The organism is Paenibacillus sp. YN15 (assembly GCF_003285005.1).
In the GTDB taxonomy this organism is placed as follows: domain Bacteria; phylum Bacillota; class Bacilli; order Paenibacillales; family NBRC-103111; genus Paenibacillus_AR.
On record NZ_QMFA01000057.1, the window covers coordinates 1 to 25,798 of the forward strand.

Below are 25,798 nucleotides of genomic sequence, written 5' to 3' on the forward strand. Positions count from 1 at the left end.
CTTGTCCGATTTTCAAAGGTTTTAATGACTACTAACTGCTGTTTGCATCGCTAACGGCGAAGAGCCATCATTCGTTCCTTGAATTCAATGGAAAAGAGGTTGCTGTTTGCAAAATTTTATGAAGAAAAAACGGATACCGAAATCGCCCGAACTCTAGGAATAACTCAACAAGCTGTTAGCAGGGCTAAGCGATTACTGCTAGATAAACTTAAAAGTCACCTCGAGATATAAACTCAAAGTACTCTCTCAAATCCGCGGCCTTCCGCTTTTTCTGATAAGCGAGAGTTTGCGGAAAGGAGGGAAACGATAATGCCGGAAGTGATATCCTCCAATACGGTCGCGGTGATGTTGCTGACGGTGGTAGGCGAGTAGTGGCTGCCAAACATGCTCTCGATGAACCGGGCCACATCCCGGGTGCCCATGCCGCATTTGTACATCTGAATGACCGCTTCCTCCAGCCAACCGTCCCGCCGCTGATACGGCTCAAAGAGTTGGGTGTGAAAAGCGCTGTTGCGTTCGCCGGCTTGCTCGTTTTGCATGAACTGCTGGATTTCTGCCTTCATGATGGATTCCAAGTTGTCTTTGACAAATTGGGTGACAACGAGCCAAAAACTTTATTTTCACGATCTATTTCTTTCAGTTTATTTCGTATTTTCTCAAGACAGCCTGTTTCTCAACTGTGCCATTTCAGATTGAAGGCTTGAATATTTTCATGCAAGGTTCTAACTGGTAGCAGGAAGCAAATTCAATTTCTTTGTTTGGTCTCTTCCTCTCGTTTTTGCTTTCGAGCTATTTCAGAATCTCCTTTAGCCGCTATCGGTCATATTATCTTTACGATACCATGTTAAAACATAAAATAAAAAACCCTTCCGCAGAAGGGTTTCAATTGTAAATATAGTGCGGTCGAGAGGACTCGAACCTCCACGGAGTATTAGTCCACTGGAACCTGAATCCAGCGCGTCTGCCAATTCCGCCACGACCGCATATTTTGTTGTTTTCCTCTCGAGGAGGACAAATAGAAATATACCATGGCCCCAATGAAAAGTCAAACCCCGAGACTAAAGTTCTACTTTTCTGAAAAATCAGCCGCAGCCGCCGGCCGGATCGACCGGACCGGCGGCAGTGGCATGGATTTAGGAATAGCTGTTACTTGGCTTTAGGCAGATGCAAATCCGGAACCGGCACCTTGTCCCACCGCATGTCGGTGCCGAAGTAGAAGCTGGTGTAGCAGGGCTGGTTGTACACCACGTTCTGCCACGCTACCCCTGTCCGGTATTGCGGATCATGCATCAGCGTGTACAGCTTCCGGTCCGTCACCTCGGTGCTCATGTAGATGCGGATGGCCGTGCTGTCCGCTGTGCGCACCACCAGCTCCTCCCGCCAGTCGCCGTACAGATCCGCCACCAGGCACGGATTGCCCTTGGTGCCGTTGTTGGAGCGGGTCCCTTCCGCCGTCAGCAGGGTGCCCCGCTTCCAGTCCTCGATGGTCACATCCTGGTCGAAGGTGCCGCTGATGATCTGGGTGGTCATGTCCGCCCCCCACTTGATGCTCATGTTGGTGCCCGGCGCAAGCTCACTCAGCTTTTCACCCTTGGCCGAGCGCAGGCCTCTGGAGGGCTCATGGGCCAGGTGGCTTTCGCTGCACCAGGTTTGCAGCCCCGGCACCTCCGGCTCCACCTTGCCCACCATCCCCCGGCCTACATCCTCTGTGGCGAAGGCGCCGTACAGCACCTCTCCCGTGGCCGCATCCCGCAGGGTGTACCCGTAAGGGGCATGTTTGCCTTCCTCATGGACCATGTAAATCTGCAGGCCCTCCCGGTCAGGATCGACTACCGCCACGTGCAGAGCGTCCCCATGGCCCAGCTTGGCGTATTCGCCGGGGGCCACGCCGCCCTCCGGCAGGATGCCGCCGGAGCTGTACAGAATGCTCCCGTCCTGGTCCAGGGTGACCGAACCGTAGACAATCTCCTGGCAGCCGTCTCCGTCCACGTCGGCGGTAGACAGGGCGTGTGCGCCTTGTCTGGCGAAGCCGCCGAAGCCCGGGTTGCGGCCGTTCTGCTCTTGGAGCGTATCGGCAAAAGGATTGTTCATGGTCACCCAGCCGCTGTCGGTATACCACAGCTCCGTGAGCTCCCGGCCGTCCCAGTTGTACGCGGCCATGGTGCCCCGGGTATAGTAGCCGCGGGCGAACAGCGCCGAAGGGGTGCGGCCGTCCAGATAGGCCACTCCCGCCAGGAAACGGTCCACCCGGTTGCCCGGCTCGATCCGGTTCCAGGAATAGTCTCCCCACATGAGCCCGTCATCATGGCGGCCCGGCTTGTAGCGCACAGTGGACAGCTCCTCGCCGGTATCGCCGCGGAAGACGGTGAGATACTCGGGGCCGCTGAGAATAAAGCCTTCAAACTCCCGCAGCTTGTTCCGCGGGCTCCGGGAAGGGGCGTACACATCCAGGAAATAGTCCGCCAGCTTCTCCGCATCCTCCCGGGACAATGGATACGCATACTGGGGAGCAATGCCGAAGCACTCCTCCAGAGTGGCCGGCCAACGTCCGGCCACCACTTCCTCATGGGCATGCCAGCCCTGGAACATGTCCGCCACATGGGCCGCATAATCCGCGCCGCTCATGCGGTAGTCGTCCGTGTGGCTGTATCCTGCCGCCGCGTCCTCCGGCAGAAGGGTAATATACGCCTCCGACACCGGCGCGCCGCCAGCGTAACGGATCACCCGGGTGCCCGGCGCCGTTTTGAACATCAGCTCCGCCTTGCCGTCACCGTCAAAGTCATACACCAGGAACTGGGTGTAATGGGCCCCCGCCCGGATATTAACCCCCAGGTCAATCCGGTACAACAGACGGCCGTCCTGCTTATAGCAGTCCAGGTACACATTCCCCGTATAGCCCACATGGGAAACGTCCTTGGAGTTGGAGGGGTCCCACTTGACGATATATTCATACTCCCCGTCGCCGTCCACATCGCCTACGCTCATGTCATTGGCGCTGTAGGTATAGCTTTGGCCTGCGGGGGTAACCCCGTCGGCAGGCTTTTGCAGCGGAATCTCCAGGTAGGGGGTTTCCCAGGGCCGGACTTCGGCGCAAGGCCCCTGCTCCTTCCCGTTCACCACCGCCGCTACCGCATATACCGAACCGGCCGAGCCCTCCCGGTCCAGATAGTTGGTGCTGTCCGTTACTGTGGCAATCTTCGCTCCATCCCGGTACAGGTTAAAATCCGCGCCAGCCATTCCGCGCTCCGCGGCGCCGCTGACCTCCTGGCCCAGCAGCCGCCAGCTGACAAATATCCCCTCGGAGGTGCAGACTGCCGCCAGCCCCCGGTTTAATTGCTCCATTTGCACACTCATCCGTATCCTCCTATGTCATAAAGCGTTGATATTCTCATATTCTCCACTTCACATGTTTAACCTTATTCCCAATCCGGCTTGCAGGCAATCGGACATTCTTGATTTTCCCCGGCAAGCAAGAAAGTGCAAACGGAAAAAATAATGACAATCGCAAAAAACCGGCGGCTCCCTTAGGCCGTGTTTGCAAACACGCCCTAGGAAATCCCCCGGCTTCATTCCATATTCGACTCTTTATTCACTCTCCGACGTCTCCGCCTCAAACCGGTATTCCCGGCTCAGCTTCAGCAGCTTTCGGTTGGCTTTGCGGAGCAGCACTGTCTCCCCGTCCCACGCCACAACGATGCCCCGGACATCATTGGCCGGATCGGCGTCCCGGCAGACCCGGACCTTCGCCCCGGAGAGACGGAATTGCTGAAGCATTTCCTCGGTAACCATCGCCGTCTTCCCCCATTTCGCCAAAAAAGACCCGGACGAAAAACCGTCCAGATCTTCTGCTGTCAGACTTTTGTAAGTATTGGACAAATAAGTGCATGCTATACGTTCACGGTCAGCCGACATGCTCCTTGGATTCAAACCAGTAATCCAGCACTGTCGCAGACATTACACGCTTGGAGATATATTCCGCTTGCTTCTCCGAAAACTCCCCGTTCCAGTCCACATGAAGCTCGTTGCACAGCTTCACAATCGTCAACAGTTCGGACCAGGCGACATACCGCTTATACCAGAAAAACTGGGGATGCTCGATCATATAAGGATACAAATCATCAAACTCGGTATGCTTGCATTCAAGGGCACGCTCAAAATGAACCTTCGCTTCAACCAGCTTGGACAGCAGGTATTCTGCCGGAATGGTATTCTCCCCCATGTCAAGTGCCTCCTCTCTGCCTTCTTCCCCACCATTATAATCGAAAATGTCAAAACGGGGAAGTCAAAGAGAGCTTGAAAATGTTGCTTTTTCGTATCGATTTAATATGAACTAATCCGTAAAGCGGACCTCGCTGCCATCCACCGCCGCTACCCGGACAAGGGAATCCAGCCTGATCCCGGCCTCCCGCAGCGCCGGCGCCCCCTTCTCGAAGGCCTTCTCCACAGCAATGCCCAAGCCGACCAATGTACATCCGGCCTGCTCCAGAATCCGGATCACGCCTCTCACCGCATCCCCGTTGGCAATAATGTCATCGATAATCAACACCCGGTCCTCGGGGCAAAGAAGCTTTTTGGAGATCATCAGATCCGTGACGATTCCCTTGGTAAAGGAGGGCACCCGTTCGCAGTAGGAATCATTGTCGGTGGTCAGCGTTTTTTTGCGGCGCGCAAACACCATGGGCACACCCAGCTTGTAGGCGGCGGCAAAGCCGATGGGAATCCCCGAAGATTCAATGGTGACCACCTTGGTGACGCCCGATTCCCGGTAACGCCGGGCAAATTCCTCGCCCATTTCCATGATCAGCTCAGGGTCCACCTGATGATTGAGGATGGCATCCAATTGAAGGACATTGCCGGATTGCACCGCTCCCTGACGTATAATTGCTTCCTTTAACCGATCCATAGACCAAACCCCTCCGCAGCAGCGCCTTTTTTCGCTCGTCTTAATCCTTGTAACATTACCATAGGAAATTCGGGCATTTCAAGTAGGTTTTTATATTTTTTTCAGCAAAATCGCAACTTTTCCCCGAGACAAACTGTCTATATAAATAATTGGAAAAATATTTTTGTGAAACATCCCCGTGTGGATTTAGTACCAATTGAGTATTGTTTATGGCAACCCTTTGGAGGTATGATAGACTACATCCGGTATCACAGGACGCCGTTGGGCATTTATCCTGCCCTTAGGCTTCAAAGAAGGGATCGATTTCCATGTTAAAAAAATGGTTCAGCCAGGCGGCAGCAGCCGGAATGCTCATGACCCTTGCCATTGCAATGGCGGCATGCGGCAGCACCAATGCAGCGGAAGCGCCTGCAACGGCAAAGCCTTCCGCAGCCGCAACTGCAGCAACTATCCCGCCCAGTCCCGGAGCCGGCTCCGTAATTACAACGGCGGAAACTGCGCCCCCTGAGAAAACGGCATCCTCCAACAACCATGTCCAGCAGGCGGGCAACGATGCCAAACCCAGCCCCGCGGCAACGTCCAAGCCCAAGAAAACCTACGAGCTCTATACAGTAGAGAAGCCGCTGCTTATGGGCGTAGCCATAGGAGATCCCCAGGACAATGTCGCCAAGCTTCACGGCAGCCCCAAAAGCACTTATCTGATGGACGATGCGGAAGACCCGATCAACGTATATGAATATGATGGCTTTCATATCGGCTTTAATTCCCTGAAGCAGGTTGAATTCATAGAAGTGACCAGCTCCGGGGAGGACCCGGGCTTAAACAGCCTCCGGCTTGGCCAGACCACCGCCGAAGCGGCCAAGGCGCTTGGCAAGCCTGATTCCAGCACGGATTATGTCATGACCTACAAGACCAAAACCACCGTCCTGAAGCTGGACATCGACACCAAAAGCAAAACCGTCCAATCCATCAAGCTGTTCGGAAGAGCCGAATAACCCAATATGCAGTTGAAGCAAACAGCCGCCGCAGATGCCTGTTCCCCCGGGGAGAAGCAGCCTGCGGCGGCTGTTTGCTTGCGCGGGGCAGCTTCAGATAATCCGCTTGCGCCCGCGGAGCACGATCAGAGCGGCCAAACAGGCAATGACTGCGGCAACCCCTACGCCAATGCCGATATAGCGGTGTACCACCTTCGTGGTAAAATCCAGATTAGAGCCGATAAACCGGCCCAATGTGATAAAGGTAACGGTCCAAACCAACGCTCCGGAGCCTGCGTAAAGCAGGTATTTCCAAATCCGGACACCGCTGATGCCGGCCAGATAGCAGGTAAAGTGGCGCACACCGGGCACGAAATAACCGAAGGTCACGGTCCACAGCCCGAAGCGCCTGAACCACCCCTCCGCCTTGTCCAGCCTTTTCGGCGTCAGCTTGATCCACTTGCCGTAACGGGTAAGAAACGGCTTGCCGATTTTGTGGCCGATGGCGTAGCTGACCAGCATGCCCGTCATAGAGCCGGAAAAGCAGACGGCAATGGAAAGGGAGTACGAAAACCATTCCAGCGAAGTCAGATATCCGATGAAGGTCATCAGAATTTCGTCCGGAACCGGCAGCCCAATGATCCCCACAGCAAGAAACCCGTACATGGCAAGGTAACCGAACTCCAGAATCCAGTCCTTAAGCAATTCCAGCACAGAAACACGCTCCAGTTCATTTTACAAGTCATGCGCCTGTCCTTTCTATCATACCCTTGTACTAACGGAATGGAAAGGAGGTGGCAGCGCCAATGCGCAATTTGAAGCAAATTTTGCAGATAGCCTTTACTTATATGGGAACTATCGTCGGCGCAGGCTTCGCAACCGGCAAAGAAATCCTTTTGTTCTTCACCAGATATGGATGGATAGCCGTGGCGACCATCGGGATTGCAACGGCCCTTTTTGTGTGGGTAGGCGTCAAGCTGATGCTCATCGCCAATGAAATCGGCGCGGAATCCTATGAGGATCTGAATAAGGAGCTGTTTGGCCCCAAAATTGGCGATGCCGTCAGCTTGTTCACCCTGCTGATTCTGTTCGGCGTCACCTCGGTGATGCTGGCTGCAGCCGGTTCCCTGTTTCACGAGCATATGAACCTGCATTTTCAAATCGGCCTGTTCCTCACGCTATTCTTGACTTATCTGTTGCTGCACAAAGGGATGGCTGCCATTCTAACGGTAAACTCGGTGGTAGTGCCGATCATGATCCTGTTTACCGGTGCCATCGTATGGGTGACCCTCCGTTCCCCCGGAGCCGGCAACTGGGTTTCCCTGGAGGGAAACCTTCCCTGGCACAGGGCTTGGTTTTCGCCGATTCTTTACACTTCCTACAATCTGGCCATGGCCCAGGCAGTGCTGGTGCCGCTGGGCAAAGCCATTCCCAACAAAAAGATTCTGTACTGGGGCGGCATCGCAGGCGGCATCGGCATCGGCGGACTTCTCATTGCCTGCCACTATACCCTTTCGGCGCAAATGCCCGGCATCATCCGTTATGAAATTCCCATGGGCCATTTGATCGAGCCGCTGGGAAGAGTCGTGCAGCTTTTGTATGTGCTGGTCATCTTCGGGGAAATATTGACCACATTTCTCTCCAATGTGTACGGATTGGGCCTCCAGCTGAAGCAGCGTTCAGGCCTCCGGATGTCCGTTTTGATCCCGCTGATCCTGTTGGGCTGTTATCTGATCAGCCAGATTGGCTTCGGACGCCTGCTCGGTGTGCTTTATCCCCTATTCGGCGTGGTAAGCCTGGTCTGGTTTGTTGCCCTGGTCTACCGGCGCCGGGTCTGGGTTCGCAAGGCGTAGCACCATGGCCAGCCGGACCAGCATAAAGACCAGTCCTACCAATGAGAAAATAAATCCGGACAACAGATAACCGTAATGGTAATACGGATATTGATCCCGGTCCTTGATGACGCCGACCACGTCGGCCAGCAGGAATACCAGCCCCACCAGCACCAGGGCCAGAACGGCATAATCGAACACCGTCCAGCGGAGCAGAAGCTGGCGTTCCAGCCTTCCGGGAGCGCCGGTTTTTCCTTTTGCCTGAAACATCCGCCATACGGTATAAACGGCTCCGCCTATGACGGCCAAGCCGAGAACGGCTGCAAATATCTGAAGCAGGGTATACAACATGAACAAGTGCCCTCCTATCTATAGAAAAAGTATGCGGCACCCCGGCGCATAACCGGCCCGCTCTCCTCAGCCTTGGGTCAGCCGGGACACCAGCCAGACAATAGCGGCAAAACCGGCGGCAGGCAGCGCCGCGGCAGCCCAAAAAGCGGCTTTCCAGCCGGGATAGGGCGCCCGCTTCCAGATTATCGCCAGCAGAGGGTCTGCCGGTTGGGTCAATTCTTGAGCCTGATTGGCAGCGATATGGACATTTTCTGTAGGGTCCGCTTCGCGGGAAGGGTTGTCGGGCACATGGATTTTACCTTTTTTCCAGCCGATACGGTAGCTGATTTCTCTGTCGGAATGGGATTGCTCCGGCAAGGTCACTACGGCGGCCTCCTTTCATAAACCTAAGGGCTTTCCGAAGGAAAGCCGACATCGGAAGCATCAGCTATGGGCTTTCCGAAGGAAAGCCGACATCGGAAGCATAGCTGTGGGAAAAATGATAGGCTACTTCTATAGTATTCCAAGCCGCCGCCAAAAAGCAACGTTTTTACGCGCAGGGATGGAGTGAAAACAGCCGGATGTGGTAATATGTTTGTAGTTTATCTTTGGGGGGAGGTTGGCAAATGGCGAAAACAGCGCTTGTATCGGGAGGCGCCCAAGGAATTGGCCGCTGTGTGGCCTTGCGTATGGCCGAAGCGGGTTATGCCGTTTCCCTGTGCGATACGGACCGGGAGGCGGGGCTTGAGGTGATCCGGATGATTCACGAAGCAGGCGGAACAGGGATTTTCTGCTGTGCGGATATGGGGGTCCGGGAGGATGTGGAACGGTGGTTGCGGGTATCGGTCCTGGAGCTGGGAGAGATTCATGTTCTAATCAACAATGCGGGCATCGGAAAAAATGCGCCCGTGCTGGAGCTGTCGGCTGAGGATTGGAGCCGGGTCATTGCGGTGAACCTGACAGGCACTTTTTTGGCGTCCCAGCTGGCGGCCAGACGGATGCGCGAGCAGGGCACAGGCGGCAGCATCGTCCATATTGCCTCTACCCGCGCTCTTATGTCGGAGCCGGGAACGGAAGCCTATTCCGCCTCCAAGGGCGGCATCCTTGCCCTGACCCATGCCATGGCGGTGAGCCTCGGCGGATACGGCATCCGGGTAAACGCGGTAAGCCCGGGCTGGATTGAAACCCGGGATTGGCAGCTGGGGGCCCGGTCCGTCACTCCTTTTCACAGTGAAAAGGATCGGCTGCAGCACCCGGTGGGGCGGGTGGGCACGCCGGAGGACATTGCCGCCGCCTGCCTGTATTTGTGCGGGGATGGAGCCGGTTTTGTCACCGGGCAGAACCTGGTGGTGGACGGCGGCATGACCATCAAGATGATTTATGAAGAATGAAAGATCAATAATGAACATCTAGAGAGGACCTGGTAGACATGTGGTTGTTGTTGGCGGCTTCTGCCGCAGGCTGTTTCGGACTGAGGGGAATTCTGTACCAATGGACCTCCCGGCAGCCGGCAGAGCGGAATGTGCTGCTGTTCGGCGTGTACGTTTGCGGAGCGGTGGTTGCTTTGGGTTTGAATCTTTTCTGGGGACAGCCCTGGACGGCGGGTGCGGCAGTAGGCATCGCCATGGGGCTGTTCTCCTTTATATCCAACTCCGCCATGCATAAGGGGTTTGCCGTTGGCAAAGCCTCGCTGGTGGCGCTGTTGGTGGGATTGCCACCCCTGATCGTCGTCCTGGCGGCGCTGGTATTGTGGGACGAGCATCTGAGTGTGGGACAAACCTTATGTTTTGTTGTAATTCTGGGCGCCGGGCTGCTGGTGAAAAGCGCCGGGGGCTTAAGCTTGCGCAATATGGAGGGCGCCCAGTGGGGGCTGCTGGCCATGGTCACCTTCGCCTTTACGGATTTGTCCAGCAAGCAGGCGGCGCTGTCCGGAGGGGAAACGCTGCCCACCCTTGTTCTGATGTACGTGACCGGCGGGCTGCTGTTCGCCGTTACCGCAGGCATGAACCGGAAGCGGCAGCAGGCCTTGACGGGACGGGGCGGGGCTGATGCCGCCCTGGCCCGCCAAGAGACTGCGGCTGCCGCAGAAGAAAAGCAGGCGGCCCGCTGGAGCCTGGGCAAAACGGTGGGGATCGGCATGGCTGTGGGCGTAACCAACATCTCCGGCATGATCCTGATGATGCCCGCCATGAAAATGGGCATCACCGGCCTGGTCTCCGCCATTATTGCGCTGAATGCGCTGATTATTATGCTGTACGCGTGGATCATCCTGCGGGAGCGGGTGAAGCCGCTGGAGCTGGCCGGCATGATCCTGGCCTTCGCCGGTGTGCTGGCGCTGCGGCTGCTGGGGTAGCAGGCCGTTTGGCGTGGGCGGTGGCCCATAGCGGAACCGTTTTTCCGCTATCGGGGATCAAGCTGTTTTTGGAGAGGGATTAGCGGAACCCATTTTCCGCTAATCCCTCTTTTTTGTTAGCGGAAATCCCTTTCCGCTATCAGCCCCCTCCTTCTCTTCTCCTACGAGGCTGCGGAATATTTGACTATAACCATCCGTTCCCCTGCGGGCGCGGCATTTTTTGGCGTATACTATGAGGCGTACCTTAAAATTTGAACCTCCGGAAGGATGATGTTGTATGCACTTGCTGACGAATGGAAAAGACGGCCGCAGGTGTCCGATGCCGGGAGGCTTGTCCTGACCGCATATGATCGGGCTCCTGCGAAGAAAACCGGCATGGTTTCTGCGAAAGAAACCTGCCCACTCATACTATCTTGGCAGGAGGAAAACCCTTTGAACGACTTTTTGACACAATGGGGCTGGCGCCCCTTATTTGACGAGGAAGCGAACATCTGCCGGGCTCAGGGCTGCGTCCCCGCCCGGGTCATACTGGAGCACAAGCATCTATACCGGATCGTCTCGGAGAGCGGCGAATTTTTGGCGGAGGTGACCGGTAAATTCCGCTATGAGGCCGATGGCCGCGAGGATTTTCCGGCGGTGGGCGATTGGGTGATGGCCAGTCTCCGGGAATCCGACGGACGGGCCACCATCCGCGGGCTGCTCCCGCGCTTCAGCAAATTTTCCCGCAAGGTTGCCGGGGCCGTGACGGAAGAGCAGATCGTTGCAGTCAATGTGGATACCATCTTCCTGGTGCAGGCGCTGAATCAGGACTTTAATCTCCGGCGGCTGGAGCGTTACCTGATCCTTGCCTGGGAAAGCGGGGCCAATCCCGTTGTCATCCTGAGCAAAGCAGATCTGTGCGAAGACCGGGACGAGCTGTTGGCCCAGGTGCACAACGTCGCTGCGGGGGTTCCCGTCCACGCGGTAAGCGCCTTGGACGGAATCGGGCTGGAGGAGCTGCATCCCTATATCGGCCAAGGCAAAACTGTGGCCCTTATGGGTTCCTCCGGCGTCGGCAAATCCACCCTGATTAACCGGCTGATCGGCCGCGAAGCCATGGACACCGGAGGCATCCGCGAGGATGACGGCCGGGGGCGGCACACCACCACCCACCGGGAGCTTTTGCTTTTGCCTGACGGCGGACTGCTGCTGGATACGCCGGGCATGCGGGAGCTGCAGCTGTGGGATGCGGATCAGGGCATCAGCACAGGCTTTGCCGATGTGGAAACCCTCTCCGGACAATGCCGCTTCCACAATTGCTCCCATAACCGGGAGCCGGGATGTGCGGTTCAGGCCGCCCTGGAGGACGGCACCCTGGAGGAAGAACGCTACAACAGCTATCTGAAGCTCCAAAAAGAGCTGGCCTACCTGGCACGCAAGGAGGACCGGCAGCTCCAGCTCCAGGAAAAATCCAAATGGAAGCAGATTCACAAGCAAATGCGCAGCCACAAGCCCCGTTAAAAAGCAAACCACCAAAAAACAAAAAGAACCAAAGCCCTTCCCCGCGGCAAAAAGCAGGCCAATCCCTGCCCGCCGCGCGGCAAGGGTTTATTTTTTTACAACTTCGTTTAAGCGACAAAAATATACGTAAAATTTACATCCTGATAATCCTCCATTAATTTATTCACACTAAAATAAACCTTGGAAGTAGAAATAATAAATTTTACTATTAATCAACCCGGGAGGAATTTGGAAATGCGATTGAAGCACAAGCAAACAGCGGCAATTCTGTTATCGGCCGCCATCGGCACAGCAGGAATTTCCGTTGCGGGAGCTGCTGCCCAGGAGACGGCACAGCCTGTCGTCAAGAATGTGATTATCCTCATTCCAGACGGTATGAGCGTTGGCGGGACCACCCTGACCCGCTGGTACAAGGGAGCCCCTCTGGCTCTGGACGAAATGGCCTCCGGCCTGGTGCGTACATATTCCTCGGATGCGGCCATCGCCGATTCCGCCCCTGCAGGGTCTGCTTTTGCCAACGGACATAAATCCCACACGGGCTTTGTCGGCGTGCTGCCGGATGTAGCCAACATGCCCGGTCTTGCTCCCATTGCCGAAGCGGACAAGCGCAAGCCCGTTGCCAGTGTTCTGGAGGCGGCCAAACTGGCCGGCAAATCCACGGGAGTGATCGCCACCTCGGAGATTATGCACGCCACCCCCGCTGACTTCTCCGCCCATTATCCCGATCGCAGCAACTACGACGCCTTGAGCGAGCAGCAGGTATATGCCGGAATGGATGTGGTTCTGGGCGGAGGAGGCAAGTTCTTCGCTGCGGAAAACCGCAAGGACAAGGAAAATCTGATTTCCGAAATCGAGCGCCTGGGTTATGACTACCTGACCACTCCGCAGGAGCTGAAGAACTCCAATGCCAGTAAAATCTGGGGCATGTTCGCTCCCGCAGCCATGGCCTATGACATGGACCGGAACCCGGACAAGGAGCCTTCCCTTGCTGAAATGACCCAAAAGGCCATTGACGTGCTGTCCAAAAATGATAACGGCTTTTTCCTCATGGTGGAGGGCTCCAAGGTAGACTGGGCAGCCCATGCCAATGATCCGGTGGGGATTATCAGCGATGTGCTGTCCTTTGACGATGCGGTCAAGGTCGCTCTGGATTACGCCAAAACCAATAAGGACACCGCCATTATTGCAGTCACCGACCACGGCAACGGCGGCTTGACCATCGGCAACAAGGCTACCACCAGCACCTATGATAAAGAGCCCCTGTCCACCTTCCTGGCCCCCCTCCAAAAAGCAAAACTTACCGGAGAAGGACTGGAATCGGTGCTGAATGCGGACCGTTCCAACATCAAGGAGGTTATGGCGGACTATTTCGGCATTACCGATCTGACCGATGCGGAGGTTGCTGCCATCAAAAGCGCTAAAGCAGGGAGCCTCAACTATACGGTGGGACCGATGATCAGCGACCGCGCCCGAATCGGCTGGACCACCGGCGGACATACAGGCGAAGACGTGGTGCTGTACAGCTATTCCCCTAACGGAGACCGTCCCACAGGCGTGATCGAAAACACCGATGTAGCCAAGTATATGGCCCGGATGCTGGGCGTGAGCCTGGATGAAGCCAGCAAGCAGCTGTTTGTTCCGGCCAGAGACGCTTTTGAAGCTAAGGGTGCATCTGTGGCATGGGAAGACAACCAAGGCAATCCTTATATTACGGTGACCAAGGGCAATACCAGCCTCAAGCTGCATATCTTCAAAAATATTGCCGAGCTTAACGGTCAACCGGTGCAGTTGAAGGGGAACATCCTGTTTAACGGAATCAGCACCTTTGTGCCCCAGGACGCTGTCGATCTCATTCCTTAATAGACAGTCGTATAAAAAAAGACAAGGAAGCCGGAATCATCCGCGCTTCCTTGTTTGTTGTATGCTATTGGCCGATCTCCTCCAGAACCGGCTGCGGAGCATTCCATGAGGGAAACGGGTCACGCAGCTTTTTCCAGTCCCCCGCCATTTCCTGATCCGTCAGCAGACATTTGTCCAGCTCGGCCGTGAGCGCTTCCCGGTCCAGCTTGATGCCGATCAGCACCAGCTCGTTTATCCGGTCGCCCCATTGGGGGTCCCAACTTTTCAAAATTTCCGGACTTTCCTGCAGATAAACCTGCCGCTCCTTCTCCGGAAGAGTCGCCAGCCAATACCCCGCCGGGCCAAACTGGATGGAGGGACCAGCCTGTCCGATGGAGGCGGCCATATCCGAACGGGAGGCCAGCCAGAGAAAGCCTTTGGAGCGGACAATCTCCCGGGGCAGGTCGCTCAAGAACTTGTAAAGCCGGCCGGGATGAAAAGGCCGCCTGCGGCGGTACACGAAGGAACCGATGCCATACTCCTCCGTTTCCGGCGTGTGCTCCTCCTTCTGCAGCTCCCGCATCCAGCCAGCGGAGGTGCTGGCCGCCTCGAAGTCGAAGCGTCCGGTATTGAGAATTTCGGCGGCGTCCACCTTGCCGTAAATGCTCCGCACCAGCTTGGCTCTGGGCTGAAGCGTGCGCAGTACGCCCTCCAGCTGCTCCAGCTCCGTTTCCTGCAGCCGGTCGCATTTGTTCATAATCAGCACATCACAGAACTCGATCTGATCGATCAGGAGATCAATGATATCCGGCTCCTCGCCGCTCTCCTCCGCCTCATTGCGCTCCAACAGCTGGTTTCCGGATGAAAAATTCCGCCACAACGCATACGCATCCACCACAGTAACCATACAATCCAGACGGCAATAGTCCGTCAGATTGACTCCGTTGGCTTCATCCCGGTAGGTGAAGGTTTGGGCAATGGGCACAGGCTCGCCTATGCCCGTAGATTCGATGAGAATATAATCAAAGCGCTGCTCCTCCGCCAGCTTCTTCACCTCCAGCAGCAAGTCCTCCCGCAGGGTGCAGCAGATGCAGCCGTTGGACAAGGACACCAGCTTCTCCTCCGTATGGGACAGGGATGCGCCGGATTGAATCAGGGCGGCGTCAATGTTCACCTCACCCATATCATTGACAATCACGGCCACGCGCAGCTGTTGCCGCTCAGTTTCCCTGTCGGGAAATGAGCGGTTTTTTCTTGCCAAGCATGGCGGAGATAAGNCTTTACGGGCAGACCGCAGGCGGTGTGCACGATGACCGAACCTTTTATGGCTTTGGCATTCGATGCGGGTAGGCTTTGAAACACTTCGCGAAGTGTCATTCGCTTCCCTTGAACCCGGTAGCGTTGCTTCATTTCCTTCACCATACCAATCACAGAAAGTCCTTTGGCGGTGAGCTTGTTGCCGCTCAGTTTCCCTGTCGGGAAATGAGCGGTTTTTTCTTGCCAAGCATGGCGGAGATAAGAGACAATGAATGGCGTGTGCAGCCGAAGGCTGTAGCGCCATTCATTGTCTAAGGAGCGGCGAAAGGGCATAGAAAAAGGAAGACGTTATGGGTTGCAGCCCCGTCTTCCTTCGCACAAGCTTTCGCTCATCATCAGCGTAATGGAAAACCAGACATTTGTAAACCCCTGTTGTTCGCATGGGCAGATAGGGGAGGCCTCCTTTGAGCCGGGAGGGCAGCTTCTGCGTCATGGCGGGTTGATCCGATGCCGGAATCAAACGATTCGCATGCAGGCGGGCCCTTACCGTTGCCCTCCTTGCGGTCAAGTCCCAGCCGCTTGTTCCCTGGCTTCTTCTCCCGACCTGCCCCTGTGGCACCGAGATGTCGCCCATTACCTGGAACTGGTGGGCTCCCATGGCATCCCCGAGGAAGACCGCCCCCCGGCCTGCCCCCACTGTCGGCAGAACCAGCATCGGCCTCACCGGCACAGCCACTACGAGCGCATGGTCTGCACCGCTTCCCAACACGTCCGTCTCTGCATCTTTCGCTTGCGTTGTCCGGATTGCCGCTATGTTCATTCCGTCATCCCGGCCTTTCTCGAACCCTACCACACGCTGGCGCTGGATCTGCAAGAAGAACTGGTGGAGGCTCTTGTCGGCCAAGACCACTCCCTGGAGCAGGTGGCGGAAGCCTCCGAGACCTTGCCCAACGGAGGCGTTAGCGAACGGACCTTATCTCGTCTGGTACAAGGCTGGACCCAGCGCCTGCACCAATTGGAGCAGGGCTTATGGATCTTCCTTCTCCGGCGCGTTCCTCATCTGTCCCTGTCTCGTTCTCCCACCTTATGGAGCTCCCTGCGCCTGGCGTGGCAAGCGACCCGGCAGGCCAGCCCGGCCCTGCGCCCCATCGGCTTCCTTCATGGCCTGAATCGTTTGGCTTTCTTCTTGACGGTGACGCTTCACGGCTAACATACCACAGAGCCTGTCCTGTCCCATTCGTTGACGGTGCCGTACCATGAAACCAAGGGATTCCCCCCCCATTTCATGCATACAAGGAGGCAAGATCCGCCATGGATGCCACACTCAAGGAACAATTGGCCGCTTTTCGCTACAGCCTCATTGCTCCCATCGTCAGCCGGCAGACGCCGCTGGCTCCAGGAGAATTGCAGGCCTATTTGACTCAGGCCGCTTCCCAGGTCTACCACATTCCCGGCAGCACCCGCACCCGGGTCAGCGTGCGGTCCCTCGAACGCTGGCTCAGCCAGTACCGCAACGGTCAGTGGGATGCCCTCAAGCCCAAAGGCCGCCCGCGCAAAACCAACTTGCGTATTCCGGCGGCGGTGCTTCAGGCCGCCATTGCCTTGCGCCGGGCACGCCCGGAGCGCAGCGTCGAACAACTCATCTTTCTCTTGGAAGAGAGTGGTACGGCAGAAGCCGGACTGCTGGCCCCAAGCACCCTCTCCCGCCATCTGCGCCAGGCGGGCGCAAGCCGCAAGGAGATCTTCGCATCGGCTGCGCCAACCGGATTCCGGCGCTTCGAAGCCGCTGATGCCCATGAAAGCTGGCAGTTCGACTTCCAGCACACCCTCTACTTGCCCGATCCGGCGGACCCGAAGAAAAAGAAGAAGGCCATCCTGTTTGCCATCATCGACGACTACAGCCGTTTCATCGTCCACGCCCAGTTTTACTGGGATGAAAAGCTGCCCCGCATGGAGGACAGTCTGAAGAAGGCCATTTTGAAGCACGGGATTCCCGAACAATTTTATTGCGACAATGGAGCGGCCTTTTCCTCGGCCCATTTAGTACGCATCTGCGGTAAGTTGGGCATTCAGCTTTCGCACTCTGCCGTGAGGCGTCCGCAGGGTCGCGGGAAAGTGGAACGATGGTTCCGGTTTGTGGATACCAGCTTCAAGCCGGAAGCCTACGCGAGCATCGAACAGGGGAAGCTCATCACGCTGGAACAACTCAACCACGCCCTGGCCGCTTGGGTGGAGGGCTACTACCATCTGCGGGAGCATGGCTCCACCAAACAGTTGCCTAAGGACCGGCTGGCCGCCAGCACCCGGGTCATGCGGCGCCAAACCCTGGCAGAACTTACCGAGATCTTTCTCTGGGAAGAAAAGCGAATGGTGGACAAAACGGGCTGTGTGAGCCTGGAAGGCAATACGTATGAAGTGGAGCTCGCCCTGTGCAAACAACGGATCCAGTTGCGCTACGACCCCTTCGATCTGGCGGTGATTCAGGTATGGCACGAAGGAAGGCGCTATGCCGATGCGACGGTGATCGATCTGTCGCGCCCTTACGACCGCCGGGTGAAGCCGGAGCCTCCAGCGCTCGCCGTCGAGCCGGACGGGCAAGTGACTTTCTTGGATCTGGCCGAGCAAAAGCGGCAGGCCGAGTGGTCGGCGGACGAACTGTCCTACGCCAAACCCAAAGGCGGCGATCCCGTATGAGCCACACATCGGAGACCCTGAGTCCGCCCAAGCCGTTCAGCAAGGAACTGCCGCCGGAGTTGTGTTATGAGTCTCGCGGGCATCGGGAAGCCGCCGCCCGCCTGGAATGGATGGTGCAGCACAAAACGCTGGGGGTGCTGACGGGGGAGGTAGGTGGAGGCAAGTCCACCTTGATCCGGCGGCTGTTTGCGACGCTGGACCCCATGAGCTATCTGCCGATTTATCTGTGCCACGCCACGCTCAAGCCGCGGGAATTCTACGGAGGCCTGTTGGAAGCGATGGGCGTCGAACCGGTCTACACGGTGTCCAAGGCTCGCAAGCTGTGGCAGGAGACGGTGAAGAGCCGTTGCGTGCCAGGGGAGCGAACGATTGTGCCGATCATTGATGAAGCCCATGAGATGAGCGAAGAGATGCTGCTGGAGCTTCGATTCGCGCTAAACACCAACATCGATTCCACCTTGCTGTTTCCCCTCATTCTGGTGGGGCAGCCAGAGTTACGCAAGCAGCTGCGGCTCAAAAAGTACGAAGCGACAGTCCAACGCATCGGGCTGCAATACCACCTGGGTCCGATGAGCAAAGAAGAAACCGGCGCGTATGTCCGGCACCACATGAGCGTCAGCCAAACCCAGAAGCCGGTGTTCGCGGAAAGCGCTCTTCACCGGATGTTTGCGGCAAGCCAAGGCCTGCCCCGCGTGGTCAACCAGATCGGCAACCAGATTCTGTTGGATGCCACGGCTCGAAATCTGGAGGTAATTGAGGAAGGTGATGTGGTTCGGGTGCTGGCCGATATGGACCGGCAGCGCGGCGTTACGAGTTAACACCTGCGTATCCCCATCATCCCCAACGATTGGCGGATGCTGCTCGTATTCACAACGAGTGGCATCTGCTTTTTGTTTGCTTGTTTGGCTGGCGGTACATGTCTCACGCTGTTGACGGGTTGGCGTTCCAGTTCTACCGTCATTGTCGGTGATTTCTACGCCGTCATTTTACGTGAGCGGCAACACGCAGCCCCTCCCGGTTGTTCAGCACATGGTTGAGCAACGTCGTTTTGCCGGAGCCCAAATAGCCGCACAGCACAGTAACAGGAATTCGGTTATCGTTCAACATATTCACTCCTTGATGGTATCCATTTATTAAATCGTAATATTTACTATTAAAACACATCCTTTCTAATCCCGCAAGTCCCCCGTGTGAATAGCTTGGTCCTTGTTGCCCGGAAATGAGTCGCGTCAGACTCCAATTGGACGTGGGCGAGTTGAGGGGATGGTTACCTTTGACACTGACAAACTGAGGGGGACCGCACTCTGTACAGTCAGAGTCCCTGTGGCAGCTCATTGGCGTAAGCGTCATACCAATCCGGGGTAGCCGCGCGGCGGTCATCCAGACAACAAAAAATAGCGGAAGCGAATTTCCGCTATTGCCTGCCGAGCTATGAAAATAGACGGGATAACGGAACGCTGTTTCCGTTATTCCGATTGGAAGCCCACATGATCAGCGGCTTGAGCAGCCATAGCGGAAATAGACTTCCGCTATTCAATCCAGCTTGGGCTGGACAGCCAAAATAGCGGAACTGAATTTCTACTATTTTGAAAAACATGTTCCTGCTATAGCACCATGGGGAGTTATTTGCTGAGCCTAAGCTATTTTCATAGAGGTTCGTGGGTAATCCCTCCCATGAAGACAACTCCCTTTTTGGAGGGGGAGGAAAGCTGTAACGGAACTAAAAAGCTCCAACTGGCGGATTACCGGCCAATTTCAAAATTAGCGGAACTGAGAGACCGTTGCAGAGTGCATAAAGCGGCATTAGGCTCCATCCAGCCTCATTCCTCCCTAATAAGCGTCATATAGTTCCGTTACATGTGCAGGAAGCCGGTTTTACCAGGTTTAAGCGTCTTTCAGTTCCGTTATCAGCCAGCCGCCCGTCCCCCGCCGCGCATCGGGATCTGCCGCTAATTATGGCCCGCCGTCGGCTGGCAGCGTCCGGTACCCTGGCGGCAGGTAAGTGAAGGGCAGCACATGACGCGGCAGAGGAGGCGAAGAGCGCCGACTGCCGCTCACCGGAGGCTGCCGCCAGCCAAGGACTGCCGCTTAGCCGGCGTCCGCTGCCCCCGGCAGCATGATCCGCTGCGCCGACGGCGCCGCTTCCGCCAGCGCGTCCAGCACATGGCGGTGGCAGGTGAACAGCAGCACCTGATGCTGCTCCGACAGCGCAGCCAGCTCCCGGAGAGCCAGCTGCAGGCGCTCTCCATCGAAGTTGACGAAGATATCGTCCATAACGAGGGGAAGCGGGGTTTGTCTGGCGAATTCCGCGGCCAGGGCAAAGCGGAGAGCCAGATACATCTGCTCCGCCGTCCCCCGGCTCAGACGGGCGGAATCCACCGCCTCCCCGCCGGGGCGGATGGCAAGCATTCGCTCCTCGCCCATAGGCGCGGCGATCTGCACATAACGCCCGCCCGTCAGCCGGGCGAAATGCTCCGATGCCCGCCGCATCACCTCCGGCTGCTTGTCCCGCTCGTAGCGGGATTTGGTGCGGGCCAAAAGCCCTGCGGCCATGGCGAACACCGCCCATTGGGACGCCTCGTCCCCGAACCGGGCCAACAGCTCCTCCTGCTTCTCCCGCAGCGCCCCATGGTCCGCGCCTTCTGCCAAGCGGGCATATTCGGCATGGAGCTTGCCCTTTTCCTCCTTCCAGCGGTCCACCGACGCTTCCAACTCCAGAAGCTCCTGCCCAAGCTGCTCCGTCTCCAGAGCCAGCTCCGCCGGGGAGCACCGTTCCAGCACCTCCCCCAGCTTGTCCAGCCGGGCGCTTCCCACCGCCGCCGCAAGCAGCTCCCGGAGGGTTGCCTCCTCCTCCGCCAATTCCAGGCGGGCTGCCTCCCGGGCGCCCAGCCGCCGAAACTCCTCCTCGCCGGCGGCATCCGCCTGGCGCCATAACTGCATCAGCTTCTCCCGGCAGCGGAGAAGCGCATCTTCTTCCAGCCGGAGCCGGGGCGCCAGCTCGCCCAGCTCCGTCTCCGCCTCCCGGCAGCGGGCCTGCCGCTCCGCCGCCAGCTCTACCGCCTTGCGAAAAGCCTGCAAGGCCAGCTGCAGTTCCTCCGGCCGGCCCACAGCCCGGCCAAGCACCGCCCCGGCGGCGGCCTCGAACGCCGCCCGGCTTTGGCGGATGCGGCCCAGCCGGGCCCGGCCCTCCTCCAGCCGCAGGCGCAGCTCGGCCGCCTGATCCAGCAGCGCCACAACATCCAGCGCCGCCTCCGGCGACACTTCCGCCCCGGCGGCATTCCATTCCGCCAGCCATTCCTTCCACTCCGCCAGCAGCTCCCGCTGCTCCAGCTCCGTTCTCCGCCGCTCCCGGCCCAGCTGCTCCAATTGGCGGCGCAGGCGGGTTTCCCCGTCCTGGGCAGCCTTCCACCTCTCCTCCAGCTGCCCGCGCTCCCGCAAAGCCTGATTCAGCCGGGAAAGCCACTCCTCCAGTTGGTCAGGCAAAGCCTCATTGCCGGTCTCCAAGACCGGAAGCCCGCCACCGCCGCCGCCCAGCCTGCTCTCCAAAACTTGCAGCCGCCGCGCCAGCTGTCCACGCCGTTCCTCCAGTTCCCGCGCCAGCTCCTGCCGCCGGGACGCCAGCGGCGTGTCCGCCGCCAATCCGGCGGCAGCTTCATCCCCCGGACGGTACCGCCGGGATGAGCGCCCGCCTCTGCCCGGGGAGGCTCTGCCGCTCCACAGCAGCCCTCCGGCCGCCGCTGCCGCAGCAGCCACTCCCGCCCCGGCCAGCAGCCAGTTGCCGTCCAGCCCGAAGAACAGCCCTGCTCCGCCACCCAAACCCAGAAGCAAGGCCCACAGCGCCAACCGGCCGCCAGCCGCCTGCCGCTCCTCCCGGGAAACCGTCCGCCCGCTTGCCTCCGCCTGGGCCTGAAGCTGCTCCACCGACAGGCGGTGCTCCAGCTCGCGCTCCCGGAGATGCCGGTATTCCCGTCCGGCCTCGGCCAACTGCCCGTACTCCCGCCGCAGCTCCCGGATGGCCGCAGGCAGCTCCGCCGCCAGCCCGTCCGCATCCGGCGGATAAGCCGCGGCCAGCTCATGCTCCGCCTCGGCCAACAGCCCGCGCCGCTCCTGCGTCAGGGCAGCCGCCTGGGCCAGCTCCTCCTCCGCCGCATCCACGGCCTTGTCCAACCGCACCCGCGCCAGCTCACGCTCGCCCCACAGCTCCTTAAAGCGGGCGGCCTCCTCCCGGTGCTGCAGAGTAACGGGAGGGAGGTTATACAAGGGTTTGCTCCACGTATCAGCAGGCTCTCCATGCGGAGTGTCAGCCTCCGGCAGCGTCCCAACAGTCTCTTCTGCACACGGAATGCCCGCCTCCCCCAGCGCCCCAACGGGCTCTTCTGCACGCGAAATTCCCGCCTCCCGCAGCTTGCTCTGCAAAAGCCGCTCCAGCCGCCCCAGCTCCAGCAGAAGCTCCTCCTCCTGGGCAAAACCCGCCTTATACAGGCTTAGCTCCTCCGTCAGCGCCTGCAGCCTGTCCCGCTGCCGCACCAAATCCGCATCTGCCAGGGAATAAGCGGCAACAGCCTCTTCAAGCACCGTTTGCCGCGCCTGCAAACCGGCCAGCGTCTCCTGCCGCTTCTCCAGCTCCGCCAATAACGCCTCCTGCCGGGCCAATCCATCCTCGGGAAAACCGGCTGCTCCAGCCGTCTGCAGCTCCCCAAGCGCCTCCGTCACACTGCGCAGGCGCAGCCAGCGTTCCCGCTGGGCTGCGGCCGCCTCCAGCAGCGCCAGGCGGGCACCGCCGTCGGCCAGCTTCACTCCGGCCTCGGCAATCCGCTCCGTCAGCGCGCCGATCTCCGCGGCCAGGTGGTTGTACCGTCCCGCTTGGGCCAGGCTCTTCCGCCAGGCGGCGTCCAGCGTGTCCCATTCCCCCAGCAGCTGGCCAATCCCCTGACTCCGCCCCTTGGGCCGGAACCGGCTCTCCAGCTCCTGGGCCAGCCGCTTCTCCGTCTCCCTGACGGCAGAGGCCCGAACCCCCAGCCCGGCGCTGTGCAGAAACCCGCCCAGCTCCTCCGAGGTCAGGGTGTGCAGCTCCTGCAGCTCCGTCAGGGTGAAGGCGAATAAATTGCGAAACTGCTCCGCCGTTACGCCGCCCAGCAGCTCCCGCAGCAGCTCCTCGCCTCCCTCGCGGCCGTCGGGCAGCGTCACCGTAACCAAACCGGCGGAGGGAGCCCGTCCCCGGCCGCCGGACGCAGCGGCATCCGCCGAGCGGCGGAAGACGCGGACCCGCTCCCCGGGCGCAGGCTCCAGCACCAGCGAGCCGCCGTGGACGCCGCCCTTGGCCGGCTCAAACCGCTCCAGCCCCGACTGACGGGACGGAAAGCCGAACAGCACCGCCCGGATCAGGTGCAGCAGCGTGCTTTTGCCGGCCTCATTGGGACCGTAGAGAACCGTCATCGGACCATGTAGCAGAACCGTCCGGTTCTGCAGCCCACCGAAGCCCTCCACCCGGATTTCCCGAATCTTCACCTATGCCCCCTCCTCCTCATCAAGCAGATGATCCAACAGCCACTCCGATGCCTGCTTCAGCAGTTCCGCCGCAGCGCCTGCCTCCAGACCGGTTCCCGCGCCGCCATCCGCCGCCAATCCCGTCCGGCGCATCAGCGCCCCGGCCCGGTGATGGGCCAAAAGCGGCTCCATACATTCCTTGGCAAACACCTGCAGCGCCTGGGGCTCTCCCTCCAGCTCCGCCGCCAAACGAAGCAGCTCTCCCAGGAAGCCTTCCGCTTGCAGCAGCGCCTCCCGGTCCGCCGCCACACCGGTGCGCACAACCAGCTTTTCCAGCCACACCAGCGGGGGAGCTTCCCCAAAGCCAAAGCCGCCTGCAGCCTCCTCCAGCCCCCAGCGCTCCTGCTCCCACCGGCGCAGCTCCTCCGCCAGATCCCGGGCAAAACCGCCCTGCAGCCTGCCGTGCAGCTTGCCCCTTCCGGCCAGGACAATCCGCAGCACCGAAGGACGGCCCTCCGCCGCAGCACGGGCATCCTCCACCGCCCGCTCCAGCGCCTCCTTCAGCTCCTGCTCTGTGGAGCAGTCCGCAATGGACACCTGCCGATTCAACCAGCGGACCGCATCCAGCGCCTGAAACCGCAGACTGCTCCTCCCGGTTTCGTCCACCTCCACCACGTAACAGCCCTTGGCCCCGGTTTCCCGGATGCTTCTGCCCTGGAGATTGCCGGGATAAACCACCCACGGCCCTTCCGACAGCACCCGGCGGGTATGAACATGGCCCAAAGCCCAATAATCCAGCCCAACCGCCCCCAGCTCCCGCAGCGAACAGGGGGCATAATCCTCATGCTCCGGCGAACCGTCCACATTGGCATGAAGCAGTCCGATCTGGTAAACGCCGCCGGTCCCTCGCCCAAACCGCAGGGCATAATTTTCCCGCACCGCCGCCGTCGGGTACGAAATTCCCTGGATGTCCGCCACATGGCCGCGTCCCGCCAACACCACGGGGACATGCTCCGCCTCCCCCGCCTTGAACACATGAACCGACCCGGGCCAGTCCAGCCGCGCCTCCCGGCCATCCAGCGGGTCATGGTTCCCATGAACGACAAAAGCGGAGATCCCGTTCTCCGCCAGCCGTTTCATTGCTCTATGAAACCGGAGCTGCGCCTTAAGCGACCGGTCTGCGGAATCGTAGACATCTCCGGCAATCAGCACAAAATCCGCCTTCTCCCGGATGGCCAGCTCCGTAAGGTTGTCCAGCGCCGCAAAGGTGGAGCCGCGCAGAAGCCGGCTCACCGGCTCCGGCACCCCGGACAGTCCGGCAAAGGGGCTGTCCAGATGAAGATCAGCGGCATGAATAAACCGGAATGGAATCACCCTCCGCCGCCTCCTTCGCCTTCAGCGTCTTCCTCAGGCTCCTCCGGTCCGTTGGCCGCCGCGTGAATGCCGAAGCTGCGGTATACGGCAGACAGCTGCCGGATCACCCGGGTCAGAGAATAGGACTTTTTGGCCTTTTCCCAAGCGGCGCGGGCCAGCTCATAGCGGTAATCCGGGTCCTCGATTAGGGTCTCCAGCGCAGCGGCCAGCGCGGCGGAATCTCCGGCCGGCACCAAGAGGCCGTTTCGTCCGTCCTCAATCTGCTCCGGAATGCCGCCTACCTCCGTGCCTACCAGCGCCAAAAGACACAGAGCGGCCTCCGCAAATACGGAACCGAAGGCCTCCGCCCGGGAGGGCAGAACAAAAATATCGAAGAAGGGCATAAATTCCTCGGGATGCAGCATATAGCCGTAGAAAATGGTATCCTCGTATATCCCCAGATCCGCCGCCAGCTGCTCCAGTTCTTTCCTGATGGGCCCGTCTCCAATAAGATGGAGCACGAAGGGAACGCCCTTTTTTTTCAACCGGGCGCAAGCCTCCAGAAGGGTGTCCAAACCCTTGGCGGGAACCAGACGGCAAACGGAAATCAGCTGGGTCACCGCATTCTCGTGGGAATAGGGACGGAAGCGGCGCTGGTCGAAGCCGTTGGGGATCACCTCGACTTTGCTGCAATCCTGCATATAGTTCCCAAGATACATGCGAAAAGCGTGGGAAGCGGTTATGATACGGTCCAGGCAATATTCCAGCTCACCGTAAATGGAGGTCAGAAACCGCTCCTCCGGTCCTCCCTCCCGGATGCGCCCGTTCAGCATCAGCTCCTTCTCGTAGCTGGAGTGGATGGTGATCATCACCGGGGTATCGGGAAAAATCTGCTTCATAGCCAGCGCGGCAATGGGATGATGGGCGTGGATCAGGTCATAGGAGCCCTTCAGGCGCAGTCTGGTCCACCATATGTAATCCTTATAGGTTTGAATATATTTGTCGATAATCGGATTGCCGGCATATTGCTTCCAGTCAAAGGTATGAAACGCCACCTCTTCGGTACCCTTGCCGCGTATGCGCTTGGGCAGGGAGAACAGCTCCATGTCCCAGCCCTTCTTGATAAACCGCTCCTGGATGTACGGCACCATGGATGATACCCCTCCAGGCTGTTCCGGGGGAAAAAACAACGCCTGCAAGATTTTCATGATTTCCTCCTTCATGATGCGAGAAGTCCCGTTTCCTCTTTATTGTAGCGCCTGCCGGCGGCAATTGA

The 25,798-nt window shown here is 58.7% G+C and carries 20 protein-coding genes, 1 tRNA gene and 4 pseudogenes; 10 read left to right on the top strand and 15 right to left on the bottom strand.

Translation table 11 applies throughout. The features are described 5' to 3' along the window. Positions 1-78: 78 nt before the first annotated feature. Positions 79-231 (top strand): sigma factor-like helix-turn-helix DNA-binding protein, encoded by a 153-nt coding sequence (locus DQG13_RS31975; protein WP_181593043.1) that lies wholly within the window; start codon positions 79-81, stop codon positions 229-231. Positions 232-320: 89 nt separating this feature from the next. Here the strand turns inward: DQG13_RS31975 and DQG13_RS28090 are convergent. From DQG13_RS28090 to DQG13_RS28115, 6 genes and pseudogenes are all read right to left on the bottom strand, one after another. After that, positions 321-602 (bottom strand): annotated as a pseudogene (locus DQG13_RS28090) (transposase); the annotation flags it as partial. 296 nt (positions 603-898) lie between these two features. Beyond that, positions 899-983 (bottom strand) — tRNA-Leu (locus tag DQG13_RS28095). Between the two features lie 163 nt (positions 984-1,146). Then, positions 1,147-3,354 carry a rhamnogalacturonan lyase gene (locus DQG13_RS28100; RefSeq protein ID WP_113023513.1) on the bottom strand — a complete coding sequence of 736 codons (2,208 nt, stop codon included), beginning with the start codon at positions 3,352-3,354 and terminating at the stop codon, positions 1,147-1,149. Positions 3,355-3,585: 231 nt separating this feature from the next. Continuing rightward, entirely contained in the window at positions 3,586-3,789 is a 204-nt protein-coding gene (locus tag DQG13_RS28105; protein ID WP_113023536.1) for a hypothetical protein, read from the bottom strand. A 112-nt stretch (positions 3,790-3,901) separates the two neighbouring features. After that, entirely contained in the window at positions 3,902-4,219 is a 318-nt protein-coding gene (locus DQG13_RS28110; protein ID WP_113023514.1) for a hypothetical protein, read from the bottom strand. A gap of 111 nt (positions 4,220-4,330) precedes the next feature. Next, positions 4,331-4,903, bottom strand: a complete 573-nt coding sequence (locus tag DQG13_RS28115) for a xanthine phosphoribosyltransferase (protein ID WP_113023515.1) — start codon at positions 4,901-4,903, stop codon at positions 4,331-4,333. Positions 4,904-5,211: 308 nt separating this feature from the next. Here DQG13_RS28115 and DQG13_RS28120 point away from each other — a divergent pair, with 308 nt between their 5' ends. Further along, the gene (locus DQG13_RS28120) at positions 5,212-5,898 is read left to right on the top strand and encodes a hypothetical protein (protein ID WP_113023516.1); all 687 of its coding nucleotides are present in this window, start codon (positions 5,212-5,214) and stop codon (positions 5,896-5,898) included. Positions 5,899-5,991: 93 nt separating this feature from the next. Here the strand turns inward: DQG13_RS28120 and DQG13_RS28125 are convergent, their stop codons facing one another. Then, positions 5,992-6,591 (bottom strand): DedA family protein, encoded by a 600-nt coding sequence (locus DQG13_RS28125; protein WP_258525907.1) that lies wholly within the window; start codon positions 6,589-6,591, stop codon positions 5,992-5,994. 92 nt (positions 6,592-6,683) lie between these two features. Here DQG13_RS28125 and DQG13_RS28130 point away from each other — a divergent pair, with 92 nt between their 5' ends. Then, positions 6,684-7,730, top strand: a complete 1,047-nt coding sequence (locus tag DQG13_RS28130; protein WP_113023517.1) for a YkvI family membrane protein — start codon at positions 6,684-6,686, stop codon at positions 7,728-7,730. On the opposite strand, the gene DQG13_RS28135 is transcribed toward DQG13_RS28130, so the two are convergent. Together DQG13_RS28135 and DQG13_RS28140 are read right to left on the bottom strand one after the other, a co-directional pair. After that, positions 7,656-8,060 carry a hypothetical protein gene (locus tag DQG13_RS28135; protein ID WP_113023518.1) on the bottom strand — a complete coding sequence of 135 codons (405 nt, stop codon included), beginning with the start codon at positions 8,058-8,060 and terminating at the stop codon, positions 7,656-7,658. The two genes, DQG13_RS28130 and DQG13_RS28135, sit on opposite strands and share 75 nt — an antisense overlap. A 66-nt stretch (positions 8,061-8,126) precedes the next feature. After that, positions 8,127-8,423, bottom strand: a complete 297-nt coding sequence (locus DQG13_RS28140; RefSeq protein ID WP_113023519.1) for a hypothetical protein — start codon at positions 8,421-8,423, stop codon at positions 8,127-8,129. A gap of 242 nt (positions 8,424-8,665) precedes the next feature. Here DQG13_RS28140 and DQG13_RS28145 point away from each other — a divergent pair, with 242 nt between their 5' ends. From DQG13_RS28145 to DQG13_RS28160, 4 genes are all read left to right on the top strand, one after another. Beyond that, positions 8,666-9,430, top strand: a complete 765-nt coding sequence (locus DQG13_RS28145; protein ID WP_113023520.1) for a glucose 1-dehydrogenase — start codon at positions 8,666-8,668, stop codon at positions 9,428-9,430. A gap of 38 nt (positions 9,431-9,468) precedes the next feature. Continuing rightward, entirely contained in the window at positions 9,469-10,392 is a 924-nt protein-coding gene (locus DQG13_RS28150; protein WP_113023521.1) for an EamA family transporter, read from the top strand. Between the two features lie 432 nt (positions 10,393-10,824). Beyond that, a complete protein-coding gene (gene rsgA / locus DQG13_RS28155) occupies positions 10,825-11,892 on the top strand; it encodes a ribosome small subunit-dependent GTPase A (RefSeq protein ID WP_397334026.1) in 1,068 nt (355 codons plus the stop codon). Positions 11,893-12,126: 234 nt separating this feature from the next. Continuing rightward, positions 12,127-13,752, top strand: coding sequence for an alkaline phosphatase (locus DQG13_RS28160; protein WP_113023522.1), 1,626 nt, complete (start codon positions 12,127-12,129; stop codon positions 13,750-13,752). A 64-nt stretch (positions 13,753-13,816) separates the two neighbouring features. Here the strand turns inward: DQG13_RS28160 and DQG13_RS28165 are convergent. Then, positions 13,817-14,950, bottom strand: a pseudogene (locus tag DQG13_RS28165) (GTP-binding protein); the annotation flags it as partial. Between the two features lie 59 nt (positions 14,951-15,009). Then, positions 15,010-15,186 (bottom strand): annotated as a pseudogene (locus DQG13_RS32050) (IS4 family transposase); the annotation flags it as partial. A gap of 331 nt (positions 15,187-15,517) precedes the next feature. Here DQG13_RS32050 and DQG13_RS31280 point away from each other — a divergent pair. The 3 genes from DQG13_RS31280 (at position 15,518) to DQG13_RS28190 (ending at position 18,500) form a co-directional block, all read left to right on the top strand. Beyond that, positions 15,518-16,198, top strand: coding sequence for a DUF6431 domain-containing protein (locus tag DQG13_RS31280; protein ID WP_258525909.1), 681 nt, complete (start codon positions 15,518-15,520; stop codon positions 16,196-16,198). 101 nt (positions 16,199-16,299) lie between these two features. Continuing rightward, the gene (locus DQG13_RS28185) at positions 16,300-17,682 is read left to right on the top strand and encodes a DDE-type integrase/transposase/recombinase (protein WP_113023525.1); all 1,383 of its coding nucleotides are present in this window, start codon (positions 16,300-16,302) and stop codon (positions 17,680-17,682) included. Further along, positions 17,679-18,500: an ExeA family protein gene (locus DQG13_RS28190; RefSeq protein WP_113023526.1), complete on the top strand. Its 822-nt coding sequence runs from the start codon at positions 17,679-17,681 to the stop codon at positions 18,498-18,500. The genes DQG13_RS28185 and DQG13_RS28190 overlap by 4 nt, the downstream gene beginning before the upstream one ends. 169 nt (positions 18,501-18,669) lie before the next feature. Here DQG13_RS28190 and DQG13_RS28195 read toward each other — a convergent pair. The 4 genes and pseudogenes from DQG13_RS28195 to DQG13_RS28210 form a co-directional block, all read right to left on the bottom strand. Further along, positions 18,670-18,789, bottom strand: a pseudogene (locus DQG13_RS28195) (GTP-binding protein); the annotation flags it as partial. A 981-nt stretch (positions 18,790-19,770) separates the two neighbouring features. Then, the gene (locus DQG13_RS28200) at positions 19,771-23,190 is read right to left on the bottom strand and encodes an AAA family ATPase (RefSeq protein WP_113023527.1); all 3,420 of its coding nucleotides are present in this window, start codon (positions 23,188-23,190) and stop codon (positions 19,771-19,773) included. Continuing rightward, positions 23,191-24,543: a metallophosphoesterase family protein gene (locus DQG13_RS28205; RefSeq protein ID WP_113023528.1), complete on the bottom strand. Its 1,353-nt coding sequence runs from the start codon at positions 24,541-24,543 to the stop codon at positions 23,191-23,193. It lies immediately after the preceding gene. Continuing rightward, the gene (locus tag DQG13_RS28210) at positions 24,540-25,730 is read right to left on the bottom strand and encodes a glycosyltransferase family 4 protein (protein ID WP_113023540.1); all 1,191 of its coding nucleotides are present in this window, start codon (positions 25,728-25,730) and stop codon (positions 24,540-24,542) included. Before DQG13_RS28210 ends, DQG13_RS28205 begins: the two co-directional genes overlap by 4 nt. Between the last annotated feature and the right edge of the window lie 68 nt (positions 25,731-25,798).

Bases quoted from the DNA above. Each gene is read 5' to 3' on its own strand.
- DQG13_RS28100 (WP_113023513.1), bottom strand. From the start codon at position 3,354: ATGAGTGTGCAAATGGAGCAATTAAACCGGGGGCTGGCGGCAGTCTGC.
- DQG13_RS28105 (WP_113023536.1), bottom strand. From the start codon at position 3,789: ATGGTTACCGAGGAAATGCTTCAGCAATTCCGTCTCTCCGGGGCGAAG.
- DQG13_RS28110 (WP_113023514.1), bottom strand. From the start codon at position 4,219: ATGGGGGAGAATACCATTCCGGCAGAATACCTGCTGTCCAAGCTGGTT.
- DQG13_RS28115 (WP_113023515.1), bottom strand. From the start codon at position 4,903: ATGGATCGGTTAAAGGAAGCAATTATACGTCAGGGAGCGGTGCAATCC.
- DQG13_RS28120 (WP_113023516.1), top strand. From the start codon at position 5,212: ATGTTAAAAAAATGGTTCAGCCAGGCGGCAGCAGCCGGAATGCTCATG.
- DQG13_RS28130 (WP_113023517.1), top strand. From the start codon at position 6,684: ATGCGCAATTTGAAGCAAATTTTGCAGATAGCCTTTACTTATATGGGA.
- DQG13_RS28135 (WP_113023518.1), bottom strand. From the start codon at position 8,060: ATGTTGTATACCCTGCTTCAGATATTTGCAGCCGTTCTCGGCTTGGCC.
- DQG13_RS28145 (WP_113023520.1), top strand. From the start codon at position 8,666: ATGGCGAAAACAGCGCTTGTATCGGGAGGCGCCCAAGGAATTGGCCGC.
- DQG13_RS28150 (WP_113023521.1), top strand. From the start codon at position 9,469: ATGTGGTTGTTGTTGGCGGCTTCTGCCGCAGGCTGTTTCGGACTGAGG.
- DQG13_RS28160 (WP_113023522.1), top strand. From the start codon at position 12,127: ATGCGATTGAAGCACAAGCAAACAGCGGCAATTCTGTTATCGGCCGCC.
- DQG13_RS31280 (WP_258525909.1), top strand. From the start codon at position 15,518: ATGCAGGCGGGCCCTTACCGTTGCCCTCCTTGCGGTCAAGTCCCAGCC.
- DQG13_RS28185 (WP_113023525.1), top strand. From the start codon at position 16,300: ATGGATGCCACACTCAAGGAACAATTGGCCGCTTTTCGCTACAGCCTC.
- DQG13_RS28190 (WP_113023526.1), top strand. From the start codon at position 17,679: ATGAGCCACACATCGGAGACCCTGAGTCCGCCCAAGCCGTTCAGCAAG.
- DQG13_RS28210 (WP_113023540.1), bottom strand. From the start codon at position 25,730: ATGAAAATCTTGCAGGCGTTGTTTTTTCCCCCGGAACAGCCTGGAGGG.